This window comes from Sinomonas terricola, assembly GCF_034931225.1.
Taxonomy (GTDB): Bacteria; Actinomycetota; Actinomycetes; order Actinomycetales; family Micrococcaceae; genus Sinomonas; species Sinomonas terricola.
The window spans coordinates 26143-49067 of record NZ_JAYGGQ010000021.1 but is presented as its reverse complement, the minus strand read 5'-3'; the positions used below and the strand labels follow the sequence as shown (position 1 = coordinate 49067).

At 67.3% G+C, this 22925-nt stretch carries 18 protein-coding genes, 1 tRNA gene and 1 pseudogene; 17 read left to right on the top strand and 3 right to left on the bottom strand.

Annotated features, from left to right (window positions below):
- Positions 1-181: 181 nt before the first annotated feature.
- Positions 182-979 (bottom strand): trehalose-phosphatase, encoded by a 798-nt coding sequence (gene otsB, locus SPF06_RS20425; protein WP_323281002.1) that lies wholly within the window; start codon positions 977-979, stop codon positions 182-184.
- Complete coding sequence (gene otsA, locus SPF06_RS20420) at positions 972-2414, bottom strand: alpha,alpha-trehalose-phosphate synthase (UDP-forming) (protein ID WP_323281001.1); 1443 nt, start codon at positions 2412-2414, stop codon at positions 972-974. The genes otsB and otsA overlap by 8 nt, the downstream gene beginning before the upstream one ends.
- Positions 2415-2709: 295 nt before the next feature.
- Here otsA and SPF06_RS20415 point away from each other — a divergent pair, with 295 nt between their 5' ends.
- From SPF06_RS20415 to SPF06_RS20335, 17 genes and pseudogenes are all read left to right on the top strand, one after another.
- Entirely contained in the window at positions 2710-3612 is a 903-nt protein-coding gene (locus tag SPF06_RS20415; protein ID WP_323281000.1) for a DsbA family protein, read from the top strand.
- A 131-nt stretch (positions 3613-3743) separates the two neighbouring features.
- Positions 3744-3817, top strand: a tRNA-Thr gene (locus tag SPF06_RS20410).
- Between the two features lie 182 nt (positions 3818-3999).
- The gene (locus SPF06_RS20405; protein ID WP_323280999.1) at positions 4000-4401 is read left to right on the top strand and encodes a helix-turn-helix domain-containing protein; all 402 of its coding nucleotides are present in this window, start codon (positions 4000-4002) and stop codon (positions 4399-4401) included.
- A complete protein-coding gene (locus tag SPF06_RS20400) occupies positions 4325-4561 on the top strand; it encodes a tyrosine-type recombinase/integrase (RefSeq protein WP_323281009.1) in 237 nt (78 codons plus the stop codon). Before SPF06_RS20405 ends, SPF06_RS20400 begins: the two co-directional genes overlap by 77 nt.
- A 556-nt stretch (positions 4562-5117) precedes the next feature.
- Complete coding sequence (locus SPF06_RS20395; RefSeq protein ID WP_323280998.1) at positions 5118-6452, top strand: ABC transporter substrate-binding protein; 1335 nt, start codon at positions 5118-5120, stop codon at positions 6450-6452.
- A gap of 58 nt (positions 6453-6510) precedes the next feature.
- A complete protein-coding gene (locus tag SPF06_RS20390) occupies positions 6511-7410 on the top strand; it encodes a carbohydrate ABC transporter permease (protein ID WP_428985809.1) in 900 nt (299 codons plus the stop codon).
- Complete coding sequence (locus SPF06_RS20385; RefSeq protein ID WP_323280996.1) at positions 7407-8333, top strand: carbohydrate ABC transporter permease; 927 nt, start codon at positions 7407-7409, stop codon at positions 8331-8333. Before SPF06_RS20390 ends, SPF06_RS20385 begins: the two co-directional genes overlap by 4 nt.
- Positions 8330-9622, top strand: coding sequence for a cellulase-like family protein (locus SPF06_RS20380; protein ID WP_323280995.1), 1293 nt, complete (start codon positions 8330-8332; stop codon positions 9620-9622). Before SPF06_RS20385 ends, SPF06_RS20380 begins: the two co-directional genes overlap by 4 nt.
- 33 nt (positions 9623-9655) lie before the next feature.
- Positions 9656-12925: a DUF5107 domain-containing protein gene (locus tag SPF06_RS20375; RefSeq protein WP_323280994.1), complete on the top strand. Its 3270-nt coding sequence runs from the start codon at positions 9656-9658 to the stop codon at positions 12923-12925.
- On the top strand, positions 12922-13830 hold the full coding sequence (locus tag SPF06_RS20370; RefSeq protein WP_323280993.1) for an AraC family transcriptional regulator: 909 nt from the start codon (positions 12922-12924) through the stop codon (positions 13828-13830). The genes SPF06_RS20375 and SPF06_RS20370 overlap by 4 nt, the downstream gene beginning before the upstream one ends.
- A gap of 94 nt (positions 13831-13924) precedes the next feature.
- Positions 13925-14134: a hypothetical protein gene (locus SPF06_RS20365; RefSeq protein ID WP_323280992.1), complete on the top strand. Its 210-nt coding sequence runs from the start codon at positions 13925-13927 to the stop codon at positions 14132-14134.
- An 11-nt stretch (positions 14135-14145) separates the two neighbouring features.
- Complete coding sequence (locus tag SPF06_RS20360) at positions 14146-14562, top strand: hypothetical protein (protein WP_323280991.1); 417 nt, start codon at positions 14146-14148, stop codon at positions 14560-14562.
- A 98-nt stretch (positions 14563-14660) separates the two neighbouring features.
- Positions 14661-18116 (top strand): glycoside hydrolase, encoded by a 3456-nt coding sequence (locus SPF06_RS20355; RefSeq protein ID WP_323280990.1) that lies wholly within the window; start codon positions 14661-14663, stop codon positions 18114-18116.
- A 54-nt stretch (positions 18117-18170) separates the two neighbouring features.
- Positions 18171-18929 (top strand): aldose epimerase family protein, encoded by a 759-nt coding sequence (locus SPF06_RS20350; protein ID WP_323280989.1) that lies wholly within the window; start codon positions 18171-18173, stop codon positions 18927-18929.
- Positions 18930-18994: 65 nt separating this feature from the next.
- Positions 18995-19323: pseudogene (locus tag SPF06_RS20345) on the top strand (beta-galactosidase); the annotation flags it as partial.
- Positions 19324-19438: 115 nt separating this feature from the next.
- Positions 19439-20206, top strand: a complete 768-nt coding sequence (locus tag SPF06_RS20340; RefSeq protein ID WP_487399478.1) for an AAA family ATPase — start codon at positions 19439-19441, stop codon at positions 20204-20206.
- A 78-nt stretch (positions 20207-20284) separates the two neighbouring features.
- Positions 20285-20707: an STAS domain-containing protein gene (locus SPF06_RS20335; RefSeq protein ID WP_323280988.1), complete on the top strand. Its 423-nt coding sequence runs from the start codon at positions 20285-20287 to the stop codon at positions 20705-20707.
- Between the two features lie 41 nt (positions 20708-20748).
- Here the strand turns inward: SPF06_RS20335 and SPF06_RS20330 are convergent, their stop codons facing one another.
- Complete coding sequence (locus tag SPF06_RS20330; RefSeq protein WP_323280987.1) at positions 20749-22920, bottom strand: transglycosylase domain-containing protein; 2172 nt, start codon at positions 22918-22920, stop codon at positions 20749-20751.
- Positions 22921-22925 lie beyond the last annotated feature (5 nt).

Genomic DNA, 22925 nt, shown 5'->3' with positions numbered 1-22925 from the left:
CGGCAGGTACGTGCCGGACGATCCGTTGTGAATGGTTCATGTTGTTCAGTTGTGTGCCGCGTGCGGCTGCCGAGACTGGCATCGCCGATTCTGGCACAGGGCAAGCCGCGGGGTCTGTTCCCGGGCTCACCCATCGAGTATGGCATGCGTCACACGTTGTTCCAAAAGTGTGACGACCCGCTCACGGCGTCCGCTGGGCGCCGAGCTCGGCCCGAAGGCTCACGAGGAGGGCCATCGCCTCGGCGATGTTCCGCGGGTCTGCGACCCGGAAGCCCGCGGCGGTCTCGCCGTCGCCCACTTTGATGCCGACGTCGCCGTCGTCCAAGGCGAGGAAGCCGTCCTCGTCCGTGACGTCGTCGCCCGCGAAGAGCAGCGCGTCCGCCTCGGTGACCTGCCGCAGGAAGGAAATGCCCTCGCCCTTCGTCGCGTGCACAACCGAGCCCTCGAGGACCTGCTTCCCCGTCTTGAGGAAGACGTCCCGGCGCGACGCGAGGCGCTCGCGCGCCGCGCCGACGGCTGCCTCCGCGACCTCGGCGTCCGCCTGGCGCGTGTGGAGGACGCGGCCCGCGGGCTTCTCCTCGACCCACGTGCCCGGCGCCTGCGACGCGACCTCGGCGAAGGCGATGTGCAGCGCGTGCAGAGCCTCCTGCTGATCGTGGTCGAGGACCACGGGGTGCTCCTCGCCGCCGAGCCGCACCTCGGCGCCATGGCTCCCGATGAGGAGCGTCCGTGCGTCGGGCGTCGCCACCTCGACGAGGCTCGCGAGCGACCTTCCCGAGACGTACGCCGTCCACGTCCCCGCGAGGCCCGCGAGCTCCGCGACCGCCGTCGCGGTCTCGGGAAGCGGGCGCGCCTGCTCGGCGCGCTCGACGATGGGGGCGACGACGCCGTCGAAGTCGAGCGCCACGAGGAGGCGTTCGACGGCGGCGAGCCGCTCGAGCGCGATCCGCAGGTCTTCGGGGACGCCAGTGCTAGCCATGGGTGACCTCCGCGAGTCGGTTGAGGAACGTGGCTGACCACTCTTCGACATTGTGGACGATAATCTGGCGGCGCATCGCCTTCATGCGGCGGCTCGCCGTGCCTCGTGGCATTTCGATGGCCGCGACAATCGTGTCCTTGAGCCCGGCAATATCGTGGGGATTGACGAGGAGCGCCTGCTTGAGCTGGTCCGACGCGCCGGCGAACTCGCTCAGCACGAGCGCACCGGTGCCATTAAAGCGTGCCGCGACGTATTCCTTCGCGACGAGGTTCATGCCATCGCGAAGGGCCGTGACGAGCATGACGTCCGCCGCGAGGTACAGTGCGACCATTTCCTCGACTGGATAGTTGTGGTGGAGGTAGCGGACCGCCGTGTGCTGAAGCGTGTCGAAGGCGCCGTTGATGCGGCCCACCGTACCCTCGATTTCTTCGCGGAGGTGACGGTAGTGCTCGACCCGTTCACGGCTCGGACTCGCAACCTGGATGAAGGTGACCTCGCCGACCTGGATACGTTCCTCCGTGAGGAGTTCTTCGAACGCCTTGAGGCGATGGCTGATCCCCTTCGTATAGTCGAGCCGGTCGACGCCGAGCATGATCGTCTTCGGGTCGCCGAGGTCGTGGCGGATCTGCCTTGCGCGTTCCTGGATTTCGGGACGCCGCGCGAGGTCGGAGATCCGCTGCGTGTCGATCGAGATGGGGAAGGCCTCGGCCCGCACGGAGCGCTGCTCGGGCCCGACGAGAATATGGGCGCCGTTGCCCCCCGCCGAGGTGTATCGCCGGGCGCTACGCGCGAAGTTCCGCGCGTCGTTGGAGCGCTGGAAGCCCACGAGATCCGCGCCAAGGAGGCCCTCGAGGACTTGGCGGCGCCACGGAAGCTGGGAGAAGATCTCCGGCGGGGGGAAGGGTATGTGGTTGAAGAAGCCGATCTTGAGATCAGGCCGGCGCTCGCGGAGGATCGCCGGGACGAGCTGGAGCTGATAGTCCTGAATCCACACGGTCGCGCCCTCTGCAGCTCGTGCGAGGACGGCGACGGCGAAGCGCTCGTTGACGCGCCGGTACGCGTCCCACCACGCGCGGTGGAACTCGGGCGGGGCGATGACGTCGTGATAGAGCGGCCACAGCGTCGCGTTGGAGAATCCCTCGTAGTAGAGCTCGATCTCCGAGGCGGAAAGGCCCACGGGGATAAGGGTCATGCCCTCGTGCTCGAAGGGCTCCACCTCTTCGTCGGGGCAGCCCACCCAGCCGACCCATGCGCCGTCGGACTTCTCCATGATCGGCGCGAGCGCCGTGACAAGGCCGCCGGGCGAGCGCTTCCACCCCGCCTCCGCCCGGTCCACGGGCAGGCGATTGGCGACGACGAGGAAGTCGTACGAGCCGCCTGTCCTGCCGCCGTGGGCCTTCGTCTCCGGTGCTGTCCGTTCAGTGTGCTGGGCCACTCTTCGTGCCACCTCGAATCCGCTGGGGTCTGCTCCCACCCTACCGGGGAGGGCTGGGGGAGGGGGTCATGGAACCGCAAATTCGCGCCGTGAGGGCGAGCTTTCCGCCGCCGTCCGAGCAATGGCTTCCGTGTGACCTTCAACCAATTCTCGTCATTCCGGAACCCGCGCCCGGGGCTGCTCGTTGCGGCCAATGGAGAACCCTGACAGGGCTGGGTGTGCGTGCTGGCATACACTGTCCCCGTCGCCGCGATCGGCGTGCATTCGGCGCGCCGCGAACTGACACGAGGAACGGATGAGCCCCTCCAATTCACCACGCCCCACGAAGTCGGAGCGCACCGCTGCTGCCCGCGAGAAGGCCCGTCTGATCCGCGAGGAACAGCTCAAGAAGGAGAAGCGGAACAAGCTTCTGGTCCGTTGGGGTGTTGTCGTGGCGCTCGTGGCGGTCATCGCGATCGTCGCGATCGTCATCACGACGACGATGCGCCAGAACGCCCCGATCGCGGACAGCGGGCCGAGCCCCGCGAACATGAACTCCAACGGCGGCATCACGCTCACGAAGGGGAACTCGGTGGCCGCGGCGCCGGCCGCGAATGTCAACGTCGCGAGCGTTCCGACCCCGAGCGTGCAGCCGACCCAGGGCCAGGCCGCGAACGCGCCCGGCATCGAGGCGGCGCCCAAGGGACAGCCCGCGAAGGTCGTCGTGTACGTCGACTTCATCTGCCCGATCTGCAACCAGTTCGAGCAGACGTATGGTCAGAAGCTCACCGACCTGCGCAACGCGGGGCAGATCACGCTCGAATACCGTCCGATCGCGTTCCTCGACCGGAACTCGACGACGAACTACTCGTCGCGGGCCGCGGCCGCAGCGGCGTGCGTCGCGAACTCGAACCCGGACAAGTACGCCGACTTCTTCGCCGAGCTCTACAAGCAGCAGCCGGCCGAAGGCTCGGCGGGCCTCTCCGACCAGAAGCTCAAGGACATCGCCTCGGGTCTCGGCGCGGACATCTCGAAGTGCGTCGATGACAAGACGTACCGGCCGTGGGTCAAATATGCGACACAGCTCGCCCTCTCGAGCGGGGTCTCCGGCACTCCGACCGCGATCGTGGACGGCAAGCAGTGGGGCCTCGCCGACTCCCAGAACCAGGGCTTCGACGCGTTCCTCCAGGCGGACCTCGACGCCCGCGCGAAGGCGTAGCACTTCCGGTTCTTTCCCGGCTTCCAGCGGACGACGGCGGCCCGGCCCCTAAGGGGGTCGGGCCGCCGTTTTCTGCCCGGCGCGTGGCAGGCGCTACGCTGGTGTGGTGCGTCGGCTGAGACTGGCGCCGCGCCTCCTTAGCTCAGTTGGCCAGAGCATCTGTCTTGTAAACAGAGGGTCGCCGGTTCGAATCCGGCAGGGGGCTCATCGAAGCCGCGGGAACTCAAGGGTTCCCGCGGCTTTTTAGGTTGTGAGACTTGATCCGGTCATCGAATACCCATCGTTTTGACCTCTCTGAGCGGCTCCGGCGCTGCTGCGCTCCGGCAGGCAGACGACCGCTCCGATCGCTTCCGGTCCTTGTGTGGGAGTGCGGCGCACCTGTGGGGCATGGACACCGATCACACGGAGGCGGGGAACCCCTGGGGGCTGGAGGCCCTGCTCGACGTCGGCGAGCTCGCCGATTGCCTGCGGGTTCCGGTCTCCACGGTCTACGACCGGCGTACTCGGGGCCTGGGCCCTCGCGGCTACCGCTTCGGCAAGCGCCTGAAGTTAGCTGTCTCCGACGTCCGGGCCTGGATCGAGCGGAAGCGCGATTCTGGGCCGCCTGCCTTGGCGGACGGGCGCGGCGTCGCCCGCGCGCTACCACGGCTGGGACGGCGGGACCCGGCTGGTCCAGGCCACCGGCGCGACGCCGAAGGCTGCCGAGGGAGAGTTGAAGGCAAAGCTCATCGAGGGGAGCCTCTTCCAGCCTTCCTCTTCGACGCTCACCGCAGACAGCCCGTTCCCTGAACTGGTCGCCTACTGGCTCGAGGACCTCGATCTCGAATGCCGCCTCTCCAAGAGGACACGACAGCGCTGCGAGCAGACCATGAACAGACTCGTCCTGCCGGCCTTCGAGAGCCTGACCCTGCGGGAGATCGGCGTCGCACGCTGCGACAACTTCCTCTAGCAGCTTGCGAAGAAGAGCTCCAACCGCGCCAAGCAGGCTCGCGTCGTCCTCGGCCTGGTTCTGGGCCTGGCCGTCCGGCACGAGGTGCTGGCCCGCAACGTTTTGGGGCGGAGTCGGCAACCGTCGACTCTGCCGAGCCACCCGACCCCCACCTGATTGTGCCGCCGTCGAAGTTCCATTGGATGGCCGGGGCGCTCGCGGTCGTGGACGCGCCAGTGATGTCCGGCCGTGCCGCTGTTCACGCTGGTGAAGGTGTGCGCGCTGGTGTTGGGCGTCCACCGTGAGTTTCACCGATTGGACGACCGTCGTGAGTCGCCGATGAACCTCAGGGATGCTGGCAGACGACCGCGTCTAGTTCGAGAGTTCGACGTCGAGCTCGAGGGCTGTTTCTGCGATGCATGTTTCGTCGGGTTGTCTCATTGGTACTGAGGATTACAGGTTTCCTAAAGCACCGGCTTCGGCGTTTAGTCCATGTTTGTCGTTGATTCGAGCTTTTTCTCCGGGTTTTCCGGACATACCGTCGTAGGTACACCGGATTCTCGAGGAGGAGACCAACATGAAGATCAGTAGGAGACAAGCGGTCGTGGGCTTGGCCGCCGCGGCCACGGCCGCCGCGTTGGGCCTTTCGGCTTGCAGTGCCGGTGCGCCGTCGCCGGCAGTGTCGAGCCAGAACCAGAAGGCGGACATCACGTTCTGGTCGTGGGTTCCTGGGGTCGACAAGGCCGTTGAGCTGTGGAACCAGCAGAACCCCGACATCCACGTCACGCTCGATACCACCCCCGCCGGGTCCAACGGCACCTATGCCAAAATGCTCGCGGCGCTCAAGGCCGGCACTGGGGCCCCGGACGTGGCCCAGGTCGAGTACCAGGAGCTTCCCCAGTTCGTGCTCGAGAACGGCCTCGTGGACCTCGGCCCGCTGGGCATGGACCAGCAGAAGGACCAGTTCGTGGACTGGCAGCTTGCCCAGTCGACCTTCGGCGGGCACGTCTACGCGGTGCCGCAGGCATCTGGGCCGATGGGCCTGTACTACCGCAAGGACATCTTCGACTCCCTGGGGCTGTCCGCGCCCAAGACCTGGGACGAGTACGCGGCCGCCGCGAAGAAGATCCACCAGGCTGATCCGACCAAGCTCATCAACACCTTCCCGCCGGGCAACTCGGCCTGGTTCGCCTCCCTCGCCTGGCAGGCGGGAGCCAAGTGGTTCGGGCTCGACGGCGACACGTGGACGGTCAACATCGACTCTGCCGAGACGCTGAAGGTAGCCCAGTACTGGGACGACCTGCGCAAGCAGGGACTGATCTCCACGGAGCCTGATTTCGCCAATGGCTGGTACAGCGACCTGCAGAAGGGCAACATCGTTGCATGGCCGTCAGCCCAGTGGGGCGGCTCCATCCTCACCGGCAACGCCCCTGCCACCTCGGGCAAGTGGCAGGTCGCCCCGATGCCCCAGTGGTCCACGAGCGGCTCCTTCTCCTCGGCCAACTGGGGAGGCTCGTCAACGGCGGTGCTGAAGGGGACGAAGAACGCCGCGGCCGCGGCCAAGTTCGCCATCTGGCTCAACACCAACAAGGACAGCATCAACCTGCTCATCAAGGGCGGCTATGGCTGGCCGGCCGTCAAGAACGGTCTCGACGGGACGACCCTTGACCAGCCCGATCCGTTCGTCGGCGGGCAGAACGCCAACCGTGACGTGTTCAAGGCTTCCGACGAAGCTGTCAACAACAGCTGGGGCTGGATCCCGACGACGGCTGACACGTACACCCACCTCAACGACGGCTTCGCCGCCGCGGTGGCCGGCAACGGGACGTTCGTCGACGCCGTCAAGAACGCCCAGAAGGAGACCATCGCAGACCTGCAGGCCAAAGGCCTGAAGGTCCGCGCCGGCCAGTAACCACCCCCGGGGGGGACCGGCCCGCTGGGCCGGTCCCCCCGGGCACCGAAAGGAATCCGTGGTGAAGTCCACGAAAACCCGGCGCCGTCTCGCCGTCCTCGGCCTGCTCGGCCCCTTCTGCGCCCTGTTTCTCTTCGCGATCGTCGTCCCGATCGGCTACGCGATCTTCGACAGCCTCACCAAGATCCAGCGTTCTGGAGCATTCGGCGAGGGCGGGACGAACACCGTCTTCGCGGGCGCTGCGAACTACGCCTCTGCCCTCCAGGATCCCGGATTCACAGCAAGCATCGGCCGCGTGCTGCTCTTCGCCTCGGTACAGGTGCCGGTGATGATCGCGCTCGCGACCACGCTTGCGCTCCTGCTGGACTCGGCGTCCGCACGATGGGTCCGCTTCTTCCGCTCCGCCTACTTCCTGCCCTACGGGGTGCCAGGCGTCATCGCCTCGATCCTGTGGGGCTTCCTCTACACCCCGGGGCTCTCGCCCCTGATCGGACTCGGCCAAGCGGCCGGGCTGCACCTGGACTTCCTCGGCGCGGGCACGATCCTGTGGTCGATCGCGAACATCGTCACCTGGCAGTACGCGGGCTACAACATGCTCATCGTCGTCGCCCAGCTGAAGTCGATCGACGCGGACCTCTTCGAGGCGGCCGAGATCGACGGCGCCAACGCCTGGCAGGTGATCACCCGGATCAAGATCCCGCTCATCTGGCCGGCCATCGTCCTCACGACCGTGTTCACGATCATCGGAACCCTGCAGCTGTTCGCCGAGCCGCTGGTGCTCAAGGCTCTCACAGGCTCGATCACGGCCGACTTCACGCCGAACATGGCCGCGTACGCCCAGGCGTTCACGAGCAACAACAACAACCAGGCCGCCGCCGAGTCCGTGCTGCTTGCGGCAGTGGCGTGCGTGTTCTCGTTCGGCTTCCTCAAGCTCGTCTCCCGCAGGAGGGAATCATGAGCGCCCCATCGTCGCTGCGTCCCAGCACAGGCGTCCGCAGCCTCCCCTCGACCGGCCCCGGCACGACCTCCCGGTCCCCGCACCGCACGAAGGCCACCGCGAGAATCCTGACCCCTGCGGCCCTGGCTGTGGCCTCCCTCTACTTCCTGTTCCCCCTCTACTGGCTCCTGATCGCGTCCACGAAGGACACGGGCGACCTCTTCGGATCCTCGGGGCTCAGCCTGCAGAATCCGCAGCTGCTGGAGAACCTCGGGCGCGTCCTGACCCGCGACGGCGGGATCTACCTCCGCTGGGCGCTCAACAGTCTGCTCTATTCCGGTGTGGGCGCGCTGGGCGCGACGCTGATGTCGATTGCCGCCGGCTACTGCCTGGCTAAATTCGCGTTCCGCGGCAGAGAGATGGTGTTCAACATCGTCCTCGCTGGCGTGATGATCCCGGGAACCGCGCTGGCCCTTCCCCTGTTCCTCTTCATGTCCCAGCTCGGGCTCGTGAACACGCTCTGGGCGGTCCTGATCCCGTCGCTCGTGAGCCCGTTCGGGGTGTATCTCGGGCGGATCTACGCCACTGCCGCCGTCCCGGACACGCTCCTGGAAGCCGCGCGGCTGGATGGGGCGGGAGAATTCCGGATCTTCGCGGGCCTCGTGCTGCGCCTCATGGCACCGGCGGCGGTGACCGTGTTCCTCTTCCAGTTCGTGGGCATCTGGAACAACTACTTCCTGCCCCTGGTGATGCTCTCCGACCAGAACCTGTATCCGATCACCCTCGGGCTGGTCAGCTGGCAGAGCGTCGCCGACCGGCACCCCGAGCTCTACCAGCTCACCGTGGGGGGCGCCCTGCTCTCCGTGGTCCCGATCATGATCGCCATCGTCAGCCTGCAGCGCTTCTGGCGCGCGGGCCTCACCGAAGGAAGCGTCAAAGGATGACTCAGCCGAACAGCCCCGTGAGCCCGCCTTCGCATCTGCCCGACAAGCTCAGGATCTGCCTGTGGGACTTCAGCTGGTACACCCAGACCATGCCGGGCGAGCCTTTCCATGACCTCGATGCGGCGTTCGGGGAGCTCGTCGATCGCGGCTACAACACGATCCGGATCTGCGCCGCCCCGCTCCTGCTCTTCGGGGAGCACCGCATCGACACGAGCGCCCTTCGCTTCGCGGCGATCGGCGACTCCGTGGGCCAGGGCACACGCTGGTATAACGTGCGCGGAGGCGCCGTCCTGAACCTCAAGGAGTACCTGCTCGAGCTGTTCAAAGCGGCTCGGCGACACGACGTGTTCGTCATCGTCTCCTCGTGGGAGTACCAGCAGAGCCCCGCATTCCTCGACACACCCGTGTGGCACGAGGCGATCACTTCGATTCCGCCGGGCCAGCGGCATCAGGCCCTCGCCGAGGCCGAGGTCCGGCTGCTCGACTTCCTGCGGGAGCACGGGCTCCTCGACCGCGTGGCCTACATCGAGGTCCACAACGAGGTCGATCTCTCCCGGCTCACTGAAGTGGTGGGGGCGGGGGAGGACACCTTCCATGCCCAGAAGCCCTACCTGGAGAAGGCGCTGGCGATCCTGCAGGACGCCTACCCCGAGGTGCTCTCCACCGCGTGCTACGGGATCCCTCCGTACCTGGACCTGACCTCGATGCCAGAGAACGCCCAGGTGGCACACCACCACTTCTACGTCTATGGCGTCTTGGGCGCCCTCGAGGACTGGGCGAAGGTGCGGGCCACACCGCCGCTGTTCCCCACCCCCGAGCTGAAGACGCTGCTCAGGGACGATGCCCCGGACTTCGACTCCTGGGCAGGGCACGTGGAGCCGTGGCGCCTCGCCGCGACCGGGATCTCGCTGAGCATGTTCTACACCTACGACTGGGTGGATCCAGTCAAGTGGGACGACTGGCTCTACCGCCACTATCAGGCCCACGCGGCCGCGATGCAGGAACGTGTCTCGGTCCGCCTCAGGGCCGTGGCTACCTGGGCACGGCAGCACGGCGTGCCGGCCGTGATCGGCGAGGGCTGGATTGGCTACACCCCACTTGAGGCCGAATTCGAGGACGGGCCCGCCGGGCAGGAGTTCGCCCTCCAGGCGGTCCGCCTGTGCGCGCAACTCGGCTATTGGGGGACCCTTCCCGGCTCGAACTCGGCACCCCACCACCCGAGCGGCTGGCGGAACGTCGACTTCCAGCGCCGCGCCAACCGCCTCTTCGCGCCCGCGCCCCAGAACTGATCACCTGAACGACACAGACCTCAAGGACGATGCATGAGCACCCCTCCGTCGACGATCCGGCTCCCCGAAATCCCCTCCGCACAGGCGGCCCTGCCTGTCGCGGCGTGGGAAGAGCCCCTGACCATCGACACCTATGAGCCCGAGGAGCCGGACGGATTCCCGGCGTTCCTCAACAACCGCGTGTACCAGGGATCCTCGGGGCGGGTGTACCCGCTGCCGTTCCACGAACGGATCAGCCACGAGAAGCGCCCGCACGCGTGGCGGGCGGTGCACCTGGAGAACCGCTGGATCCGCGTCGTGATCCTGCCGGAGCTCGGCGGGCGCATCCACATCGCCCTCGACAAGGTCTCCGGGAAGGACATCTTCTACCGGAACAACGTCATCAAGCCAGCCCTCGTCGGGCTCACCGGCCCCTGGGTATCCGGGGGCGTCGAATTCAACTGGCCGCAGCACCACCGCCCCGCCACCTACCTGCCGACGTGCGTCGCGATCGAGCGCGACGACGACGGGTCGGTCACCGTGTGGTGCTCGGACCACGACCCGTTCGCCCGCATGAAGGGGATGCACGGCATCCGCCTCAACCCGGACAGCTCCCGGATCGAGGCCCGAGTCCGCCTGTACAACCGCAGCGAGACACGTCAGACCTTCCTGTGGTGGGCCAACGTCGCCGCCGCCGTCCACGACGACTATCAGTCCTTCTTCCCGCCTGACGTGGCGTACGTGGCCGACCATGCCAAGCGCGACGTGACCCGGTTTCCGGCCCCGGACTCCCCGTACTACGGCATTGACTACGCTGCGGCGGTCGATCCGAACGATCCCAAGTCCGGGCGGCTGGACTGGTACCGCAACATCCCGGTCCCGACCTCGTACATGGTCACCGACACCGACGCCGAGTTCTTCGGCGGCTACGACCACCGGGACCGCGTCGGCTTCGTCCACTGGGCCGACCGCACCGTCTCACCGGGGAAGAAGCAGTGGACCTGGGGCAACGCGCCCTTCGGCTGGGCCTGGGACCGCAACCTCACCGACGGCGACGGGCCGTACGTCGAGCTCATGGCGGGGGTCTACACCGACAACCAGCCCGACTTTGCCTTCCTCGCGCCGGGGGAGACCAAGACTTTCAGCCAGTACTGGTATCCGATCCGCGAGATCGGCCCGGCCCACATCGCCAACGACCGTCTCGCCGTGCACATCGACGCCTCTGGGCTCGCCGTGCAGGTGGGGCTGGCGGCGGCCGAAGCGCTGGGCGCGGTCGACGTCGTCGTCCGCCGTGGCGTCTACCAGCACACCGAGCGCGTCGTGTTGACTCCCGAGACCTCGCCCCGATTCGCCGCGCGTCTTGGAAACAGCCCCGAACCAGTGCGGATCTCAATCTCCAGGGACGGCGTCGAGATCTTGGAGGGAACAACCGAATCCGGGCATAAGAACGGCGGACGCCCGCGAACGGCCATTGCCCCGCCCCAGCCCTCCGACGTGGCCACGATCGACGAGCTCGTCCATATCGCCACGTATCTCCAGCAGTACCGGCACGCGACACGATCGCCTGAGCCCTACTGGGACGAGGTGCTCGCCCGCGATCCTGAGGAGTCCCGGGCCACCCTCGCACTCGGCATCCTCGCCTACCAGCGCGCCGACTACGCGAGGGGCGCCGAGCTGCTGAAGGTGAGCACCGCGCGTCGTACGTTCTGGGCCCCGACCCCCGACGACGGGCAGGCCCACTACATGCTCGGCCTCGCCCTCTCGCGCCTCGGCGACGAGCACGGGGCGCGGGAAGCGCTCGGCCGCGCAAGCTGGGACGCCGCCTTGGCCACGCCGGCGCGGTACGCGCTCGCCAAGCTCTGCCTCCGCGCCGGTGACGACCGCAAGGCGCAAGACCTGCTTGCCCAGGTGCGCGCCGCGGATCCGAACCACACCCAGTCAGCCAACCTCCTCGCGGCCATCGCGCTCCGCAGTGGAGACGGCACGACGGTGGAGGAGCTCCTTGACGATGTCCTCGAACGGGATCCGCTCGACGCCTGGGCCCTCGACCTTGCCGGCGATCCCCTGATCAAGGACTCCACCGTTCTGCTCGATGTCGCCCTCGAGTACAGTTCTGCGGGGTTCACAGACCGGGCCCTTGCGGTCCTCGACCGATGTGAGTTCCTTCTCAGCCGCCAGGCCTTAGGCCAGGTGAACGTCGGGCCCCTGATCTCCTACCACCGCGCCCGGATCCTGTCCCTGGCCGGGCGGGAAAAGGCTGCGCTCGAGGCCCTCAAGGCCACCGACGCACATGATGCCCGCCACGCCGCGCCGTCCCGGCTCGACGACGTCGACGCCATCCGCCACGCCCTGGCACTCCGGCCCGATGAGGCGCTCGCCCGCGCCCTGCTGGGCGACTGGTACTACCACGTGGGGCGGGAGAAGGACGCCCTCGCCGAATGGCGGGCAGGGATCGCCGTCGCCAACGACCTCTCTCTCGCAGTCCGTCTCCACCGGAACCTCGGCATCGGCACCTACAACGTCGAACGGACGCCGGACACCGCGGCCGAGCACTACCGGACCGCCCTCGTCCTGGACGGTGGCAACGCCAAACTGCTCTACGAGGCCGACCAGCTGGCCTTGAGGCAGAAGGCGACGGCGGCAGAGCGCCTCGCGGTGCTCGAGCGGCATCCGCAGCTCATCGGCAGCCGGGACGATCTGACCGTCGTCTACGCCAACCTTCTGCTGGATGTCGGCCGGATCGCCGAAGCAAGGGGGCGGATCGTGTCCCGGGCGTTCCAGCCGTGGGAGGGAGGGGAAGGCCAGGTCCTTGCTGTGTGGGACCGGCTCTGCCTCGCCGAGGCGCGGGAAGCCCTCGCTGAAGGCAACCCCGTGCTGGCCGAGGCGACGATCCGCTCGGCCCTCCTCCCTCCGGACAACCTAGGCGAAGGCCGCCATCCCCTGGCCAACACCGCCGAGCTGCACCTCGTCCTCGGCGACGCCCTCGAGGCCATCGGCCGGACCGATGAGGCGCACGCGGCCTGGGAGCGCGCCGCGGGGGAGGTCGCGGACTTCGAGAAGATGGCCCAGGCCCCGTACAGCGTGAGGACCATCCACGCCATCGAAGCCAGGTACCGCCTCGGGCGGGACGCGGACGCCGAGGATCTCGCACGAGGGCTCGAAGAATGGGTCGAGGGCTACGCCGTGCAGGAAGCCTCCGTCGACTTCTTTGCCACCAGCCTTCCGTCGATACTTCTGTTCAGAGAGGACCCGAACGATGCCAGGGATGCGGAGGTGGAGACGATCCGCGGCCAGCTGGCTCACCTGAGGAAGGCGGTGCTGTGAACTCGCTGGACCTGCGGAGGGAGGAGCCGGAGCGCTCCTTCCTCCGCGAGGGCTTCACCGGCCAGCGCATGTCCGTGCTGCCGCGGCCGCGGGTCAAGCTGGCCCTCGACAGTCCGGCGACCGCCAATCTCGTGGTCACAGACTGCGGCTACTTCCCCAACGCCAGGCACCACGGCCGCACCCGGCACAAGGGCATCACCCAGACCGTGGTCCTCATGTGCGTGAAGGGCTCCGGCTGGGTCCGGGTCGACGGCTATGCCCCGACAGAGGTCAACGCAGGCGAGGCGGCCATCCTCCCGGCGGGAATCCCCCACGCCTATGCCGCCTCGGACCAGGATCCGTGGACGCTGTGGTGGCTGCACGTTGAAGGGCCCGGCGCGGCTGCCTTCCTGGCCGCGCTCAACGCGCGCGCTCTTCCGGCGATCCGGCGCATGGCAGACCCCGTGCGCATGGCCTCCCTGGCCAGCGAGGTCGTCACCTGGCATGAGAAGGACACCACCGACGCTAGCCTGATCGCCTCCAGCGGAGCCGCCGCCCACCTCCTCGCTCTCCTGGCGACGGACCAGCTGCCCGGTCCCGGGGTGCACGCCGCGGTGGAGAGCATCGTCGAGCACCTGCGCAACAACATCACGGCCAGAGTCAGCGTCGACGGCCTCGCCGCCATGGCAGGGCTCAGCCGGTCCCACTTCGCGGCCCTGTTCAAGGAGCGCACCGGCTTCCCAGTCGTGCAATTTCAGACCCAGCTGAGGATGCAGCGGGCCCGCGAACTGCTCGACACGACCAACACCCCCATCGAGCGCATCGCCGGGCTCGTCGGCTACGACGACCCCTTCTACTTCGCCCGGATGTTCAAGAAAGTTCACGGCATCAGCCCACGGCAGTACCGCAACCACGAAAAGGGCTGAATCGCGGACATCCGCCTGTCCTCGCCTGATTCCCACCGCGCCCTCGTGTGCTGCCCCCCGACCAGGCATCCCGTCACCTGAGGAGGAAAATCCGATGAATAGCACGTTCTCCATCACAGCGACGGCGTCCAGCCCGGCCGGACTCCAGGCTGAGATCGACAGGGCAGTCGAAGCGGCCATCGAACAGGCCATACCGAGGCAGTCCCGGGGCGTCCTCGTCACACGCCTCGACCACAGCACCGTCACGGTGGAGCTCAGCGACGCCGTGCCCTACGGCACCACGCTCGAAGCCGACCTCCGCTGAGCAACCCGGCTGTGCGGCCACTGCGCGCGGGCGCCGCAAAGAGTCTTCTCCGCGGCCTCGGGCTCTCCGGCTCGGAAGGCGTCGACGTGCTGATGAGAGCGCAGCGTCAGGCCGAGGGAAAAGCGGCTGTTGACGACGAGGGCGACGGCGGTGTTCCCGGGTGGGTCAAGGAGGCCATCCTGAACCCTGCCGAGTCCACGTTCCGGACCGCGCCCCTCGGGCTCGCGGTGGCAGGCACGTCTGCCAATGTGCTCCTGGTCGACGACAGACCGCCGCTCGCGCGGTGTCGGTCGATGATGGCGACGATCGCCTCGAACGCGTTCTCTGTGGCGCAAACGTCGAGTAGGGACGCCGCCGTGAACGTGGACCTGCTCTCTCCAGGGATTCCGATCAAGAGCCCTAGACCCGTCTTTTCGTCCATGAAGTAAGGCGGGACGTGCTGTTCTCGGCGGGCCTGGCCCACCTTACTTAAAGACAGAACGTCCGTGCGAAGACGCCGGACGAGTCGCCTGAAAAGGAGCGTCCCATGCAACGAAGCGTCCGGACTGCCGGAATCGGCCTGTTGACTTCCGCCCTGCTCGCCAGCGCCGTCGTCGGTCTGAGAGCCACCCCCGTGGCAGCGGCTGGCGGCGGCGGCTCGATCGTCGTCGACCCCAGCGTCTCCTATCAGACGATCCAAGGTTGGGGGACTTCGCTGGCCTGGTGGGCGGAGGGTGCCGGCGGATGGGACCCTACGAAGCGCCAGGCGCTGGACAGCGCGATCTTCGGGCTTACCCCAGGCGGCAACGGCTTGGGGCTCAACGTCGTCCGATACGCGATCGGCGCTGCCACCCCCGGGGACACTTGCTCGGCGAACATGCGGGTGGGGGCCGCGAGTCCGTCCTTCGACACGATCAGCGTCACCGGGTCAACGGGAGGCGGCGCGGGTACCGCGCCGGGGTCGGATCCGACCAGCCCCAACTACGACTGGACCAAGGATCCGAACCAGATGAACGTCCTGAAGGACGCTCGGGCCAACGGGGCGAACGTGTTCGCCGCGGCGGCGTACTCGGCGCCGGCGTCGATGACGAAGAACAACTGCAGCGGCGGATCCGTCCCCGATCCGACGACGGGGAGCGGCACCGACAACCTCGACACGGCCAACAATCAGAACTACGCGGACTACCTCGCCGCCGTCGTCAAGCACTTCCACGACAACGAGGGGATCCCGTTCAGCACGATCGCTCCGGTGAACGAGCCCGCGAAGTCCGGCTGGAACAACAAGAACTGCGTTGCGTCCCCGGCGTCGGGGACCAAATGCCAGCAGGGCATGGTCGTCAGCACCGCCGCACAGCAGGGAGCGATCGTCTCCGACCTGGCCAGCGACCTGAGCGGCCTCGCCTACACCCACATCTCCGCCCCGGAGGAGCTCAACATTGCAGGGTCGATGTCCGACTACAACGGCTATTCCTCGGCGCAGCAGGCGATCGTGGCCCAGCTGAACTCGCATGACTACGGCGATTGGGCGCCCGGCACGGAGAGCGGGACCCCGCTGTACCTGCTCGGGCAACAGGCGAACAAGCCGGTATGGATGTCCGAGTGGGGCGCCAACGGTGATGTCAACGCCAACGTCGAGAACCATCCGTCGACCGCCGCGGCCACCGCCGCGATGACGCTCTCGCAGGACATCCTGAAGAACGAGAACGAGATGCACCCGTCGGCGTGGGTGGCTTGGCAGGCCGCAGACGGCCCCTTCGCCAACCAGACCACCGCCCAGAGCCTCATGAACGGCGGAGGGGATGTGAACGACCTCTGGGGCCTGGCCGGGATCGACTACTCCTCCGGCTCCAACCAGGCCGTGACCTTCCCGCTGCGGTACTACGCGATGGGAAACTACTCGGAGTTCGTCCGCCCGGGCTACCGCATGATCCGCAACAGCGACCCCAGCACCTTCACGGCGTGGGACCAAGGGTCGAAGAAGCTTGTGATCGTCACCACGAACGCCGCCACCACCTCGGCGACCAACTCGTACGACCTATCCCGCTTCGGCCTCACCGGGGCGACGGTCACCGCCTACCAGACCGCCGCCGACCTGGTGAACGGCTCGGGCGGCGCCAACGAGAAGCACCTCGCCACGATCACCCCGGCCACGTTCAGCACGACCTCCGGGACGCTGTCCGATACGGTCCCGGCTGATTCGGTAACCACCTACGTCGTCTCCGGCGCGGCCTACACCGGCGCTGGGGCCAGCACCGAGGTCGACGACAGCTCCACCGGCAGCGGCGCGAACCAGTGGAACTACACCGGGAGCGGGTGGCAGAGCTGCTCGGGCACCGGGTGCGCCGGCTCGGAGAACCTCTACAGCGGCACGACCCACTGGGACTCGACGGCAAACGACGCGGCCTCGATGTCCTTCACCGGCGGCCGGGTGCGCCTGTTCGGTGTCACCGACACCAACGGAGGCCGCGCCACCGTCTCCGTCGACGGCGGCCCCGCCACTGAGCTCGATTTCTACTCCGCAGCACGTCACGGCGACCAGCTCATGTGGGAAAGCCCCCAGCTCGGCACCGGGAACCACACGTTGACCGTCACTGCCTCCGGATCCGCGAACCCGCAGAGTAGCGGCACGATGGTCGCGCTCGACCGCGCCGAGATCGACCCCACGGTGACCACCACCGTCGACGACGCCACCACCGGTGCCGGGGCGAATCAGTGGGCCTACACGGGCTCGGGGTGGGTGCACTGCTCCTCCACCTCCTGCGCTGATCCGAACGACATGTACGCCAGCACGGCGAGCTGGGACGGAACCGCCGCTGACAAGGCCACGCTGACCTTCTCCGGCACTGGGGTGGCCCTCTATGGCATCACCGACACCAACGAGGGCATCGCCAACATCTCGGTCGACGGAGCCACCGCGACCCCGGTCGACTTCTACTCGTCGTCCCGGGCAACGAACGTCCCGGTCTACACGAGCACGGGCCTCACCAACGGCAGCCACACGTTGACCGTGACCGTCACCAACCAGAAGGACAACCAGAGCAGCGGCATCGTGCCGGTGATCGACCGCGCGGTCGTCAACAGCCTCGTCCCAGCCGTTCCAGGGCCGATCACCAGCGTCGACGACAGCGTCACCGGGACCGGGGCCAACCAGTGGAACTACACCGGCGCCACATGGCTGGCCTGCTCGGGCACCGCGTGCGGCGACCCACAAAACCTCTTCGGCGGAACGACCCACTGGGACTCGATTGCCAACGACACCGCCAAGCTCTCCTTCAACGCCACCTCCACTTCCGGCACGACCATTGGGCTCTACGGGGTCACCGACACCAACGAGGGCCAGGCCAACGTTTCGGTCGACGGCGGCACCCCCACCCTCGTGGACTTCTACAGCGCCTCCCGGCATGGGAACCAACTGCTGTGGCACGCGGACAACCTCGCAGCCGGGCCCCACACGCTCACCGTCACCGTCTTGGGCACCAAGAACGCCAGCAGCACCGGATACCTGATCGCGCCGGACAGGGCCACGATCGGCGTCACGCCCTTCCTGAAGACCGTGACCAACGGGACCGCGCGCAACAACTTCGACGGCAGCGTGGGGATGCAGTTCACCACCGGGTCCGCAGGGCTCGTGGTCTCCGCACTCGGGCGGATGCACGTTTCTGGAAACGCGAAGACCCACAACTTGTCGCTCTACAAGACCGACGGCACCCTCGTCGCCGGCGCGACCGTCGACACCGCGGTCGCGAACGTCGATGCCCAGGGCCTCCAATACGCGGCCCTCGCCCAGCCTGTCGCGCTTGCCGCCAATACCACCTATTACCTCGTGAGCTCCGAAAGCAACGGCGGCGACCAGTGGTACGACGGCAACACCGCCACTCTGACGGGCGGAAGCACGATCAACCCCGTCTACGTCACGTGGGACTCGAACGGCAACGCGATCTGGACGCCTTTGACGTCCTACCCGGGCCAGACCTACGGGCCGGTGAGTCTCCTCGGCGGCTGAGGGGGCCAATCCGAGGCGACTCCCGATGCCCATCGACAACCAGGAGCTGACCATATGGCCCTTGGCCACATGATCAAGGAATCGCAGCCGCGCTCGGGGATCCTGGGCACCCCGAGCGCGGCCGCGACCCGACGCGCATCGGCGACCGGCCGCCAGTACCGCATCTCCCGCGGCGGCAGCACCGCCGTCGTCACCGAGCTCGCAGCCACCCTGCGCTCCTTCGAGGTCGACGGCGTCCGGCTCTCCGAGACCTTCGCCGACGACGAGGTTCCGCCGTACGCGGCCGGAATCACGCTCGCTCCGTGGGCCAACCGGATCGAGGACGGGCGCTGGACGCTCGACGGCACGGTCCAGCAGCTCGACATCACTGAACCCTCGCTGAACAACGCAATCCACGGACTGCTTCGGCACACCGGTTATGAGCTCCTCGACACTGCGGAGGACCGCGTCGTGCTCGAGGCAGCAGTCTTCCCGCAGCAGGGGTACCCGTTCCTCGTCCGGCACCGCGTCGAGTACACGATCGACGACGACGGCGGGCTCCGCGTGCGCCAGAGCCTCACCAACGACTCGTCCCGGCCAGCACCATTCGTCCTGGGCGCACATCCTTACCTCAGGCCCGGTGACGTCGAAACGGGAGAACTCACGCTCACGCTTGCCGAGACAGCGGCTGGCCCCCGGGCAGGAGGGCGCTATGGAATGGGGAATCGGAGCGACGCTCTAACCAGACGAAGAGGTATCTCCGCCCGTGCGCCGCCCGGGGCCCAGCCAGCCCATGTCGAACCATCACCATTGGCGTTCAGGCGCCCAGACTAGGAGTTCTCGTACCGCTTTCGTCCGACCGCTGCTGGCTACGGTGGCCAGATGGCCATCCCGGAGGGATGGCCTTCGGCGCCGACTACAACCCAGAGCAGTGGCACCGTGAGGTCTGGGCTAAGGACGTGCGCCTGATGAAGGCGGCGGGAGTGAACATCGTCTCCCTCGCGATCTTCTCCTGGGCGCGCCTGCAGCCCGCTCGAGAAACGTGGGATTTCGAATGGCTGGATGAGGTCATCGATCTCCCGCGCAGCAATGGGATAGCCGTTGACCTTGCTACGGCCACTGCCTCGCCTCCACCCTGGCTTGCGTCGGAGCACCCCGAGATCCTGCCCGTCACCGCCGAGGGGGAACCCTTTGGCCGGGCGGCCGCCAGCACTGGCGGCCGACCTCCTCCACGAAGCCGTCTTCGCCGATCACCTCACCCATGCCCTCGGGGTCGGGTGGGAGGCCCGCGCGGCCGCGACCGCAACCCAGCCTGGTCCATCACCGGCGTCTCCGAACAGCTCGTGGCAGAGTTCTCCACCCGCGCCCGGCATATCGACAGGGAGAAGGACCGGCTGATCGCAAGCGTAGTGGAAGCGGTGGGGGAGAAGCGCTCGACGTGGCGGCGGTGGAACCTACAGTCGTTCCGGCAGGGCCAGCTCGTCATCCTCGACGAAGCCTCCCTCGCCGGAACGCTCTCCCTCGACCGCATCGCGAACCTTGCGGCCGAGGCAGGCGCGAAGGTGCTCCCGGTGGGTGACTACGCCCAGCTCCCGTCGGTCGACGCCGGCGGTGCGTTTTCGCTGCTCGTGCATGACCGCGACGACGCGCCCGAGCTGGCCGACATCCACCGCTTCACGAACGAGTGGGAGAAGGCCGCGTCCCTCGGCCTCCGGCACGGGCGGACCGAAGTCGTCGACACCTGCATCCAGCGTTGCCGCGTCGTTGAGGGGGAGACGGAGGCGATGGCCGACGCTGCCTACCGAGGGTGGCGCGCCGACCAGCTCGGAGGACGTGCGGCCGTGCTGGTCGCCGACTCGAACGAGGCCGCAACCGCGTTGAACGTCCGGGCTCGCACGGACCTGATCCTCGACGGCTCGGTCCACAGACCACGAGAGGTCGAACTGCACGACGGCGCCCGCGCCGCGGCCCGGGCCCTCCAGAGGGTCACCGGTTCGAATCCGGCAGGGGCTCCACAGCTCCTCTCAGCGGGGAAGCTCGTGGGTGTCGCATGCGCCACCGGCGGCAGGAAGTCGCGCCCGTTCTTGCGGCGACCCTCGACCAAGTGCTGAGGGTTGGGCAGCACTTGGTCGATTCTGGCAGCGACGGATTCTCCCCGGGACAGCATTTAGTGTGCGAGTATCGTCGGCATGGGCGAGGAGGAACAGGTCCGTCGGGGAGCCTTGGGCGGAGCGACGGAGCGCTGGGGGCGGGTGCTGGGTTTGGTGGCAGACGTCGGGGATCGGGATGGGTTCAGTGTCCTAGCGGTACGGGGCAGGCTGAACATGAACAGCACCGATGAATTCCGTGGAGTGGTCGCGGAGGTGCTCCGGGCGGGACGCACCCGCCTCCTGATCGACCTTCAGGCCGCCGAGTCGGTGGATTCTACGGGACTCGGCGCGCTGATCTGGGCGGCGACAAGGGCGCGCAGGGAAGGCGGCGATCTCCGGCTCGCGAACGCAAATGCGAGCGTGCGGAAGCTGCTGGAGCTGTCGAATGTGACGAAGGCGCTGCCGAGCATCGAGCAGCAGGATGCCGGCACAGACAGCACAGATCCTGACCCCTCGGCTTAGCGGGTCGCAGCTCAAGCGGAACGACTCTATCTCCACCAGCTCTACTTCCCCTTCGGCGCGTCGATGAGGCTCGGCGGCGGGGGATCGAAGTTGCCGTGGTCGTACAGGCCGATGACCTTCTGCATGTAGTACGCCCATTGCGGGCCGGCGATGTAGGCCCCGTCGATGACGGGCCAGAATCGCCCATTGACGAAGACGTTGCGTCCGAGATGATCCTCCGGGTTGCCGAGCGCCTCGCCGAAGTATGACGCCGTCGAGAGGCCCCGCGTGTAGCCGATGAGCCACGTCTCGCTGTTGAACTGGTTGGTTCCGGTCTTCGCGGCGTCGGGTACGCCGAGGTAGATGGTGTGGCCTGCGTCGTCCTTGATGTTGTAGCCGGAGCCTTTCGTGAGCACATCCTGGAGGACGTTGGTGGCGGCCTTGGCGACGTCCGGCCTGATCGAGTTCGCCCGGCACGACGGCGACTGACCGCCGATCTTCTGACCCTGCGCATCGTCCACCTCGGCGATGGAGATCGGCGTGCAATACGTCCCGTTGCTCGCGAACGTCGCGTACACGCTGGCCATCGTGAGGGGGGCGATGTTCAAACCGCCCAGCAGATCGCCGAGCGTCGACATGTCGGCGGGCTTGCCGCCGCCTGCGCCGTCGTGCAGCCCGAGCGCGTCCGCAGCGCGCTGGATGTCGCAGAAGTCATTGAGGCCGGCCGCGGTGGCGAACAGGGCCGTATTGATCGACTGGTAGATGCCCTCCCGAACGGGCATCGGCCGGTACCACCCGGGCTCGTCGTTCTGAAGGTTCGGCGCGGCACCCCGGCCGACTTCGGCGTCGTCGTACGCGCCGACGACGTGGGCGCACGTATCCCGCCACGGGTAGTTGAGCGGATACACCCGCTTCGAAGCGTCGACGACCTGGTTCGTGGGCTTGCCCTCACTGAGCCAGGCCGTGAGCGTGATGGGCTTCATCGACGATCCCGGCTGCATCCCGCCGGCGCCGCCGAGGTCGTTGCCCTGTGCGTCCGTCCGATCGACATTGAAGTTGTAGCTCGTGACGAAGTTCAGGCCCTGGCCCGGGAGCATGCGCGTGTTCTGCGCCATCGAGAGGATCTTGCCCGTGCCGGGCTGGACCGTCACGAGGGACGTGCCCCACTTGTCCGGATTCGCGCCCGCGGTCGAATCGACCTGGGCTTGGGCGGGGGCCTGAAGCCGCGGGTCGAGGGTGGTCTTGATGATGAGGCCGTTCTGCGCGACCCGCTGCAGCCGGTCATTCGCCGTCGCGCCATAGGCGGGATCGTTGAGAACCTGGTGCAGCACGTAGTCACAGAAATACTGCGCCTGCACGGCGTACGCGCACCCTTGCCTGGGCGGGCTCAGCTTGAGCTGGAGCGGCGTTTTGGCGGCGTCCTCGTGCTGTTTCTGGTCGATATAGCCGTGCTGCTGCATCGCGTCCAGCACGAGATTTCGGCGGGTGAGCGCATTATCCGGATGGGCAACCGGATCGTACACCGAAGGCCCATTGACGAGCCCCGCGAGAAGGGCCGCCTGGGGGAGCGTGAGATCCTTGGCGCTCACCGAGAAGAAATACTGGCTCGCCGCCTCGATCCCGTAGGCATTCGTGCTGAAGAAGACGATATTGAGATAGCTCGCGAGAATCTGCTCCTTCGAGTATTGCTTCTCGAGCGCGATCGCCAGCTTCATTTCGCGCAGCTTGTCACCGATGGTCTTCTGCCCATTGAGCACGTTCGAGGCGTCCGCCCCCTGGGCGACGAGGTTCTCCTTGAGCACGTTGGCGACGTACTGCTGCGTGATGGTCGACGCCCCCTGGCGGTCGCCCCGGACGTTCGCCAGAAGGGCCCGCAGGATGCCGGTCGTGTCGACGCCGCCATGCTCGAAGAATCGATAGTCCTCGATCGCGACGATCGCATTCTTGACGTTGGGCGACATCTGGTCGATGGACACCGGAGTGCGATTCTCATTGAACAGAGTCGCGATGAGGGAACCGTCTGCCGCGAGCATCTTCGTGACCTGGCCCGGAGGATTGATGGTCAATTCGCTCGGAAGGCTGTCGAAAAATGACGAGGAGCCGTATGCTGCCCCCCAGGTCACGGCCGCGGCCGGCATCATGAGCCCCGCCACCAGCACTCCGCTGACGGCGCTCACGGCGAGGAAAGCGACAAACTTCCCCAAAACCTTGGCCGTGCTCGCGAGAATGGCCATGGACA

Coding starts and splice junctions, on each gene's coding strand:
- otsB (WP_323281002.1), bottom strand. CDS start 979: ATGGCTAGCACTGGCGTCCCCGAAGACCTGCGGATCGCGCTCGAGCGG.
- SPF06_RS20415 (WP_323281000.1), top strand. CDS start 2,710: ATGAGCCCCTCCAATTCACCACGCCCCACGAAGTCGGAGCGCACCGCT.
- SPF06_RS20405 (WP_323280999.1), top strand. CDS start 4,000: ATGGACACCGATCACACGGAGGCGGGGAACCCCTGGGGGCTGGAGGCC.
- SPF06_RS20395 (WP_323280998.1), top strand. CDS start 5,118: ATGAAGATCAGTAGGAGACAAGCGGTCGTGGGCTTGGCCGCCGCGGCC.
- SPF06_RS20385 (WP_323280996.1), top strand. CDS start 7,407: ATGAGCGCCCCATCGTCGCTGCGTCCCAGCACAGGCGTCCGCAGCCTC.
- SPF06_RS20380 (WP_323280995.1), top strand. CDS start 8,330: ATGACTCAGCCGAACAGCCCCGTGAGCCCGCCTTCGCATCTGCCCGAC.
- SPF06_RS20375 (WP_323280994.1), top strand. CDS start 9,656: ATGAGCACCCCTCCGTCGACGATCCGGCTCCCCGAAATCCCCTCCGCA.
- SPF06_RS20365 (WP_323280992.1), top strand. CDS start 13,925: ATGAATAGCACGTTCTCCATCACAGCGACGGCGTCCAGCCCGGCCGGA.
- SPF06_RS20355 (WP_323280990.1), top strand. CDS start 14,661: ATGCAACGAAGCGTCCGGACTGCCGGAATCGGCCTGTTGACTTCCGCC.
- SPF06_RS20350 (WP_323280989.1), top strand. CDS start 18,171: ATGGCCCTTGGCCACATGATCAAGGAATCGCAGCCGCGCTCGGGGATC.
- SPF06_RS20335 (WP_323280988.1), top strand. CDS start 20,285: ATGGGCGAGGAGGAACAGGTCCGTCGGGGAGCCTTGGGCGGAGCGACG.
- SPF06_RS20330 (WP_323280987.1), bottom strand. CDS start 22,920: ATGGCCATTCTCGCGAGCACGGCCAAGGTTTTGGGGAAGTTTGTCGCT.